The following is an 8,845-nucleotide window of genomic DNA, read 5'->3' on the forward strand; positions in this document are numbered from 1 at the left end:
AATGTGACGGATAAAGTGACAGTGACGGCGAACGATGTGGATACATCGGCAGTTGGAACGTACCATGTGACGTATAGCGTGACGGATTCTGACGGTAATACCACGACGAAGACGGTTACTGTGACGGTGACAAGTAATGACGCCCCGGTAATTACGGCATCGGACAAAACGTTGAAAAAAGGCGGTAGCTTTGATCCGATGGCAGGTGTATCGGCGAGTGATACGGAAGATGGCAACGTAACAAGTAGCGTGAGCGTGACGGCGAATGATGTGGATACATCAGCGGTTGGTACGTATCATGTGACGTATAGTGTGACGGATTCGGATGGCAATACCACAACGAAAACGATTACGGTGACGGTGACAAGTAATGATGCACCAGTCATTGTAGCCAGCGACCAAACGATCAAAAAAGGCAAAGCCTTTGATGTGATGGCAGGCGTGAGTGCGAGTGATTTGGAAGATGGTGACGTGACGAGCGGCATTACGGTAACGGCGAATGATGTCGACACGAACACCGTGGGCACGTACCACGTGACATACAGCGTGACGGATTCCGACGGCAACACGACGACGAAAACGATCACCGTGACCATCACAAGCAACGACGCACCAACCTTCACGACCAGCGACGTCTACTTGAAAGTCGGCGACAAATTCAACCCGTACGCAGGCATTACGGCAAGCGATACGGAAGATGGCGATTTGACAGACCGCATTGATATCGACAGCAGCAACGTCGATATGACGCAAGCTGGCACGTATGCCGTTGAATACAGCGTGACGGACTCCGATAACAACACAACGAAAATAACACGCCACGTCTATGTACGTACGAATGATAAGCCAGTCATTCACGCAAGCGACCAAACATTCAAGGCAGGCGCAAGCTTCAATCCACTAGCTGGCATGTCCGCAAGTGACACCGAAGATGGCGATATCACGGCAAACGTGACCATCACAGCCAACGATGTCGATGCGAATCAAGCAGGAACGTACCACGTAACATACAGCGTGACAGATTCGGATGACAACACAACAACGAAAACAATTACCATTACTGTTTTAACGAACGAAAAACCAGTTATCACAGCCGCAGATATCACACAAAAAGCACACCGTAGCGTGGACCCAATGGCAGGCGTGACGGCAAGTGACCTAGAAGATGGCGACTTGACAGCGAACATCAAAATCATCGCAAACGACATCAACATCGACGTGCCAGGCGAATACCACGTGACATACAGCGTCTTAGATTCCGATGGCAACGAAACAGAAAAAACCATCACGGTAACGATTCTAAGCAATGACGCGCCTGTGATTCATGGGCAAGATGTGACGTTCAAAGCAGGAAAAGCGTTTGATCCAATGGCAGGCATAACTGCAAGTGACACCGAAGATGGCGACATCACAAGCACCATCGAAATGACGGCGAATGACGTGAATCCAGATGTAGCTGGCGTGTATCACGTCACTTACAGCGTGACGGATTCTGATGGAAACACGACGGAAGCAACGTACACCGTAACGGTCCTAACGAACGAAAAACCAGTCATCCACGCGACAGACCAAACACTCGCTTACGGCCAAGCCTTTGATCCAATGGCAGGTGTGACGGCAGAAGACTTAGAAGATGGCGATTTGACAGGCAGCATCAAAATCATCGCCAATGATGTGAACCCACTACAAGCAGGCATTTACCACGTGACGTATAGCGTGACAGACGCTGATGGCAATGAAACACAAATCACCATCACAGTTCTTGTTGGAGCCCAACCTGTCGATCCAGTCATTCCAGCAGCTCCAGAAACACCAATGCAAGTAGTACCAGCACCCGTGACACCAGCCCCTGTACAAGTAGCTGACCCTATCGTTTCCAGCGTCAGCGATCCCGTACAAGAACTACCAAAAACAGGTGATACCACAACAGGCAACACTATTTTATTCGGTGGACTATTCGCTGCACTTGGCGCGTTCTTACTACGCCGTAAAAAATAAGAAGCAATAGAAACACCCTCGTGTTTGTAATAACACGTGAACTGAAACACTACTATCAGAACAAACTAAAAAAGCATCACTTGTTGAATTCAGATACAATGAATTTAACAGGAGATGCTTTTTGCATGGAGCAAGATTTGCTTAGTTAATGCAAGCCAAACAAGAAGCTATCGAGTCTAATTTTTATTGCCCATTAAAGCGGTCGGTCCTTGAAGCTACTCCTTTTGTCGTTTAAAGTTGCAAAAAATGCCGACTGTGGTAATATAATGTGTGTATTCGTTTGTGAAAAATAATACTTATTCAAGAGGGGAAACACGTCGATGAAGAAAAAAATAGCGTTACTTTTAATGGCAATCATGGTTGTCGTATCGCCAATTTCAGCAGGATTGACAGATGTTTCAAGTGTGCAAGCAGAGGCCGCGGTTAAAAACCCAGTCAAAGTTGCTCTTAGCACAACAACTCCAGTACAATACAGCACTGTAAAAATGAACGTATCAGGTGTACCCAAAAATACACCATACACCGCAGTACTCCACTATAAAACCACAAAAACAACTATCTACGGTAAAGTAGGCACACCCCACGATATCAAAATCAGCTCAGCAACGATAGGTTACAAAGTAAGAGTAGAAGTAACCGTCAAATACAATCGACAAACATACAAACAAAACGCGTATTTCACTCCAAGAGCTGCAACTAAGCCAGTTGCAAAACCCGTAGCAGCCAAGAACCCAGTGAAAGCAACACTCAGCACAACAGCGCCTAAACAACGCAGTATAGTCACATTAAATGTCTCCGGCGTACCAAAAAACACAGCATATACAGGCACTATTCACTATAAATCTAAGAACACAAAGATATCCGGCAAAGTCGGCACCCCGAATAAATTCAACATTAGCACAGCCGCAAAAGGATACAAAGTAAAAGTAGAAGTCGTTGTGAAGTACAACAAGCAGACTTACAAACAATACGTATATTTCACACCGCGTTGATTTAAATACAAACCAATATATAAAATAAGGAGCAGACTAGATTGTTGGTTTTGCTCCTTATTTTTTAGTTTCACCACCCAGCAATTAAAACAAACCGTTATTATAATCAGCTACTTTACCATTGAAATTAATAATTTCGCTATTGTGATTTTGTCCGTCAAAAATAATATCGGCAATTAATTTTCCTGCTTCAGGGGCTGTTTTCATGAAATCGCCAGTCATATTTCCGTTTAAATCAGTGGTTGTTCCACCAGGCATGATAGCAAAAATTTCAATAGGTTTGGCGGCCTGTGAAAAATTCTGCGCTAAGCTTTGTGTTATCGTATTTAACGCTGCTTTACTCATCTTGTAAGCAAATGGATTAAAGAAGTCTGACATGCCAATGGGGATAGATACATTTAAGATTCGGCCGTTATTTTTTTCAAGCACAGGTAGTAATTGCTGCGTAAGATCAAATGTGCCAAATACATTCGTTTCCATAACTTCTCGTAGTTCATCCAAGGTAAACTCATAGCCAGGTTTTCTCATGTCACCTGGAATAGCCGCGTTATTAATCAGCATAGCTAAGTCAGAATGCTGTGACTTAATGACACTTACCGCGGATGAAATGGTTTCAGGATGTTGCAAATCAATGTTTACATAGACCGCATCAATGCCTTCAGCTTTAAGCTCATCTACTGCCGCAAGTCCTCGGCTTTCATCACGTGCGCCTATCAAAACGGTCCAGCCGTTCTTTCCCATTTGGTATGCGACTTGTTTGCCAATCCCCTTGTTCGCTCCGGTAATAAAAACTTTCTTTGCCATCACTTTTCATCTCCTGTTCTTTGTATGGTTCTTACTATAAACCACAATAGGGAGCTAATCAATTTTTAGCATATCTTTTTTTAGTGGAAACAGAGAACGGGTTACATTTGTTTCTTTTTGTTAGGAGTAATCTATTATAATTTTTGAATAGACATGAAAAAGGAGAGACTAAAGCATATGAAAAAAATTTTACTTGCTAGTCGACATGTCACTGTATTCCAATTCATCAGAGGGCAGCTGTGGACCAGAAAAATCGGTTTATTGAACCAGCCGTTGAGCGGGAAAAATCGCTTGATAATTGGGAGACTTATACTTCCGGGCGATTCATTTTCTTATCTCGAATATCCACCAGCTTCGTATTTAAAGCATTCCAATTGGAGCTATGATTGGCAGGTGACCAATAGATAAGTTTCTGCGAACCTTCGAAATCTGGAAAGTAAGAATCGGCAATAACAAGATCGCATTCAAGATAAGCCTCCATATTATAAAGAAAATGAAAATTGAAATCAAAGTGTCTACGAAGCTCAGACATGGCATAATCAACAAAAACGCTACTATCTCCAGAGGCAATTAAAACATAAATAATAGGCTCATACTTAATGACAGGTATTAAGCTTATAAGTAAACGCGTTGTTTTTTGCAGGAAAACAAGTTTCTTTTCGTTAGTATTTGCTCCGTCTTCAGATCTATAGAGAGAATCAATAATAGCACTAATAGAATTTGAAAAGGCTGGGTATTTTTGTTGCAACGCTATAAAATCTTCATAATAATAGTCCGGTTGCGTATTAGAAAATAAAAATAAGCGTGTTTGAATAAAAAGTAGGTAGCCAAGAACGCGAGAAGTATGAACAAGATGAGCCTCCCTTGGATACACTTTACTGAATTCATCTAAGAATTTTTTTGTTTTTTGCCAGCTAAGCGTGTTTTTTTGTTGGTGGAAATGAATCGTGTCTTGTAAATAATCGGTCTCCGCACCAAAAAAAGCAAATGTCTGAAAAATGGCAAACAAAAAGGAGCTTTCTAAATTAGTATGCACAGGATCAAGCTCTGCATAAATATCGCGATGGATGGCGACAACATTTCGGTAATAAGGATGCCCAAGTACTAACTCGTTAATGTTCGATTGGTCAGGAATAAAATGCGCGTGTATTGTTCTAGTTTTACACGCAGCAATGCGATATAGCAATTTTTCGCGAACAATATTATTAAAATCGAGTTGATAAGCTACTTTAAAGCGCTCTGTATATGGCAGCATCTGTTCGCGAGAAATGTTTTTGAAAGGCCACTTCAACCCATTGGAACAATGCCAATATATGGTGGAAGTGAAATAGCGAATATGATGTTCCTCACCAATAAGCCTAAAGTTCGCACGATCAATTCGAACAAGATAAGGCGCAATTTTATTTTGGAAATCAGAAAGATACGTATTAAGTGAGGGAATGCTAATAAAATTCTCCTCTGCAAATGCTGTTAATGATCGGAAATAATTTTCATGGAAGCAAGCATCAAAAAATTTGAACACCACAGAAGAAGTAATTAAGTGATGACGGATGGTGCCGATATAAAAATCAGTACTAACTGTTAAACGAATCCCTTTACTTTTCGCGATTTCTAATGTGAGCGGCCAATCATTTTGAGCAATAAAGTAATCGAGTTTTTCAGTATAGGCATAGACCGTTTGCGTGGAGCAGTCTAATCTAGTAGCCACATCCTTCGCAGTAACCCAATCCCCAGTATGGTTTAAATACTCCGTAAGCTCTAAAATCCGCCGATCTTCCGTGCGCAAGAATAAATCCTCTACTTTATAGTGCAAGTCCATCATACTCCTTCCTTAAAAGAACTTTTATAACAATACCCAATTAATAGGATTATATGCTGAAATAGCATTAATTATGATACGAATTTTATAGTTTTTTTTAGATTATTGAAACTAAGCAGAATAAAAACGGCATCTTTTGTAACTTATTTTAAATTACTCAGTAAGATGTGCTTAAAATTCATCAAAAGTAATGGTTAATTAAAATAAATATCAAGGCACGAAATATATTACACTTACAGTAGTTGATTAGCACAGTGTTTGTGGAAAAGAAAGTATTACATAAAAAGTTCACAAAATCCACAAATGTTAGGAAGAAAAATGAGAACCGAGCCCAAAATAAAAAAATCAACCGTGCTAATATATGAATACAGAAATATTAAAGGAGGTGGAACATGAATCTCTACAAAGACACACATTTATTTGGACTGGTTATGAATATGGTTCAAGATTTAGAAATGAATAAGCTGAGTAGTAATGATGTAAAGGAACTTAAATTGTTACGAAATGAATGCTTAGACAAGAAACTGATTAAGAAGAACTTATTTATCATAATGACAGGTGTTATACAGACCGAATGCGGTAACGGAAATATTACTGATTTTATTCGTGAAGGTGAAGTTTTATTTGTGCAACCAATCCGCAATGACACACAGCAAGAATGGTTGCCAGAGTATAAAGCAATCACTTCATGCAAGATAATACAAGTAAGCAAAGAATTCTTTTTGAATTTTTCGTCTATTAAACCTTCATATATGGAGCTAATCCTCCAAATGACTGCCAACAAGCTCATGTATGTCATGAACGATAGTCGCAAGTATGATTTATCGGTAGAAGAACGATTTGATTTTTCTCTGGCCGAGTTAGGACATTGTTTAGGCGAGCAAGTAGAAGACAATAGTTTTGTTTTACCTCGCTATATCAATAAAAATAAAATTGCAAGTTTTAGTAAAACATCTAGAAAGTACACCGCGCAAAGATTACAATTATTGGAAAAAAGAGGAGATATCAACGCTGTTGGGAACAATATTTTAATAAGTTCTATAGGTTTTTAGTTCCTCTAAAATAATCAAACTGAAAAGAGATGAGAGTTGCTTTACTTTCGCTAACAAAATCGAGCACAGGCGAAAAGATAAAATGGATACAGTAACCAAAGGCTATATTGTAATTACTAGCAAATCTCACTTGGATAGTAGCTAAAACTTTATAAGTTTGTCGATTTTGGTAATGGAATCTTCAGGTATATCTAATTATTCTTAAGCAAGAAAGGATGTATGATGATGGGAAAACGACAAAGTCCGATTGATTCAAGCTAAGCTTTTGAATTCAGTCTGAAAAAAATAGTTGCGCAACTATAAATACGAATAATAATTTAAAGAGGAGGACATTAGTTAATGTCAACGAAAAATAACATTGTCAGAAAAAGTGGAACGATCGCTTTAGCAACCGTATTGGTTGGGAGCTCACTACTAAGTACACTACCAGTTAACGTATTCGCAAGTGAAGAAGCACTTAAAAATGCAGTGGCAGAGGCCGCACCAACTGCTGCACCAGCTAACGCAACAGAGGTATCCACATTCGCAGAGCTAAAAGCAGCCTTGGATAGTAAAACGATAACAGATATTAAATTAATGGCAGATATTAAAGTAACAGCTACTTTTAGCTTCACAACACAAAAAAATCTATATGGTAACGGGCACACACTTGATATGAATAAGTACAACATTGGTATTGCCAAAGCAGATTCTGTCAACCGTGTTGAAGATTTAACAATCACGAACCAAAGTATTTATCCATTGTTCTGGTCAGAAACTGCTGGCGTACAAGTCACATACAAGAACGTAACGTCTAGCGGTGACCAATTTATGTACAATAATCTAGGTACAACTATTTTAGAAGGAAATATTAAAGCAACTGCCAATCTTGAAGAAATTTTTCAAGGAAAGAACTTGATCGTTAAAGAGGGAGCAAACGTTGATTTCTCTTCTGTTAATTCTAATGGAACGTCACTTTACGTAACTGGAAATCTAACACAAGAAGCCAATTCGAGTATGAAAGTTGATTCGAAGTCGTATACGCTTTATGTAGCGAATACCAGTGCACAAATTTCTATCGCTGGAAATCTAGATTTGAGATCTGCAACAATGCAAGCCATTTATGCTACTGGCGGGAATATGGACGTTAAAACAGGCGCTAAATTCAAGGCTTATGCAGGTAGTACGGTTGAAGAAGCTATTTCTATTACAAATGGTAGTTTGACAGTTCAAACAGGAGCGGATTTCAATGCGACTTCTAATGGTCTGCAAGGAACAGTACAAACAGGTAAAGCATTAACATTTGAGAATGGTTCGAATTTTGCCATTACAAATACGAATGCTGCAGGATCTGTTTTTGCGAACTATGCTGGTGCTTCTACTAAAATTAACATCAATTCCGATAGAGGACTATCTACTTGGGATTATGGTTTGGTTTCTGACGCAAAGCCAACACACAATTACAGCGACTTTAAAACAGCAACATTTGACTTATATGGTTACGATAAAGGTACTCTAAGTCAAACGAACTTAACGTCAAACAGCGCGCAATTCCAATCCCAATTTGTAAGTAAAACCACTGGGAAACTATTTGGTGGTAGCTATGCCTTAACAAATATCGCCCAAACAACCATTGACGATCTTACAACAGATTCTACACAAGTGGTTGGCCAAGCAGAGCCAAATGCGAACATCGTAATTAAGGATGCAGCAGGAACAGTCTTGGGTTCTGGTAGTGTTGGATCTGACGGTTACTACGAGGTTACCATTGCGAAACAAGCAGCAGGAACAGTCGTAACAGCAACAGCTGACTCGAATGGCATTACATCTTCTGCATCAACGACAGTTATCCAAGCTTCTATTGAACAAACAACAATTGCTGCCCTAACTACAGATTCAAAAACAGCAACAGGAACAGCAGAACCAAATGCAGATATCGAAATTAAAGCAAATGGCGAAGTTATTGGTTCAGGAAAAGTAGCATCAGACGGCAAGTATAGTATCTCAATCTCACAACAAGATGTAGGTACAAGAGTAACGGCAACAGCGACAAAAGGAACAGCAACTTCTCATGCTACCACGACTGTAACACAAGGTGACCTTGACCAGACAACGATTTCAGCGTTAACAACAAAATCAACAACTGCAGAAGGAACAGCAGAGCCGAATGCAACGATTGAGATAAAAAATAATGCTGGTGT

Annotated in this window: 6 protein-coding genes; 4 read left to right on the forward strand and 2 right to left on the reverse strand. The window is 39.9% G+C overall.

Features of this window, described 5'->3' with window-relative positions; all coding sequences use genetic code 11:
* Together EP57_RS03290 and EP57_RS03295 are read left to right on the forward strand one after the other, a co-directional pair.
* On the forward strand, positions 1–1,998 hold a 1,998-nt coding region (locus EP57_RS03290), incomplete at its 5' end, for an LPXTG cell wall anchor domain-containing protein (RefSeq protein WP_052167524.1).
* Between the two features lie 320 nt (positions 1,999–2,318).
* Positions 2,319–2,990, forward strand: a complete 672-nt coding sequence (locus EP57_RS03295) for a hypothetical protein (protein ID WP_036084236.1) — start codon at positions 2,319–2,321, stop codon at positions 2,988–2,990.
* A gap of 84 nt (positions 2,991–3,074) precedes the next feature.
* On the opposite strand, the gene EP57_RS03300 is transcribed toward EP57_RS03295, so the two are convergent.
* Positions 3,075–3,794 carry an SDR family NAD(P)-dependent oxidoreductase gene (locus tag EP57_RS03300; RefSeq protein ID WP_036084237.1) on the reverse strand — a complete coding sequence of 240 codons (720 nt, stop codon included), beginning with the start codon at positions 3,792–3,794 and terminating at the stop codon, positions 3,075–3,077.
* Positions 3,795–4,101: 307 nt separating this feature from the next.
* Complete coding sequence (locus tag EP57_RS03305; protein WP_159106410.1) at positions 4,102–5,607, reverse strand: AcpB/EbpR/MafR family transcriptional regulator; 1,506 nt, start codon at positions 5,605–5,607, stop codon at positions 4,102–4,104.
* Positions 5,608–6,005: 398 nt separating this feature from the next.
* Between EP57_RS03305 and EP57_RS16375 the strand changes: the two genes are divergently transcribed.
* Positions 6,006–6,665, forward strand: a complete 660-nt coding sequence (locus tag EP57_RS16375; RefSeq protein ID WP_052167525.1) for a cyclic nucleotide-binding domain-containing protein — start codon at positions 6,006–6,008, stop codon at positions 6,663–6,665.
* A 339-nt stretch (positions 6,666–7,004) separates the two neighbouring features.
* A partial coding sequence (locus EP57_RS16910; RefSeq protein ID WP_241480699.1) for a pectate lyase-like adhesive domain-containing protein occupies positions 7,005–8,845 on the forward strand: 1,841 nt, incomplete at its 3' end.

It is taken from the genome of Listeria booriae (assembly GCF_000766865.1).
Classification (GTDB): domain Bacteria; phylum Bacillota; class Bacilli; order Lactobacillales; family Listeriaceae; genus Listeria_A; species Listeria_A booriae.

Bases quoted from the DNA above. Each gene is read 5' to 3' on its own strand.
- EP57_RS16375 (WP_052167525.1), top strand. From the start codon at position 6,006: ATGAATCTCTACAAAGACACACATTTATTTGGACTGGTTATGAATATG.
- EP57_RS03295 (WP_036084236.1), top strand. From the start codon at position 2,319: ATGAAGAAAAAAATAGCGTTACTTTTAATGGCAATCATGGTTGTCGTA.
- EP57_RS03300 (WP_036084237.1), bottom strand. From the start codon at position 3,794: ATGGCAAAGAAAGTTTTTATTACCGGAGCGAACAAGGGGATTGGCAAA.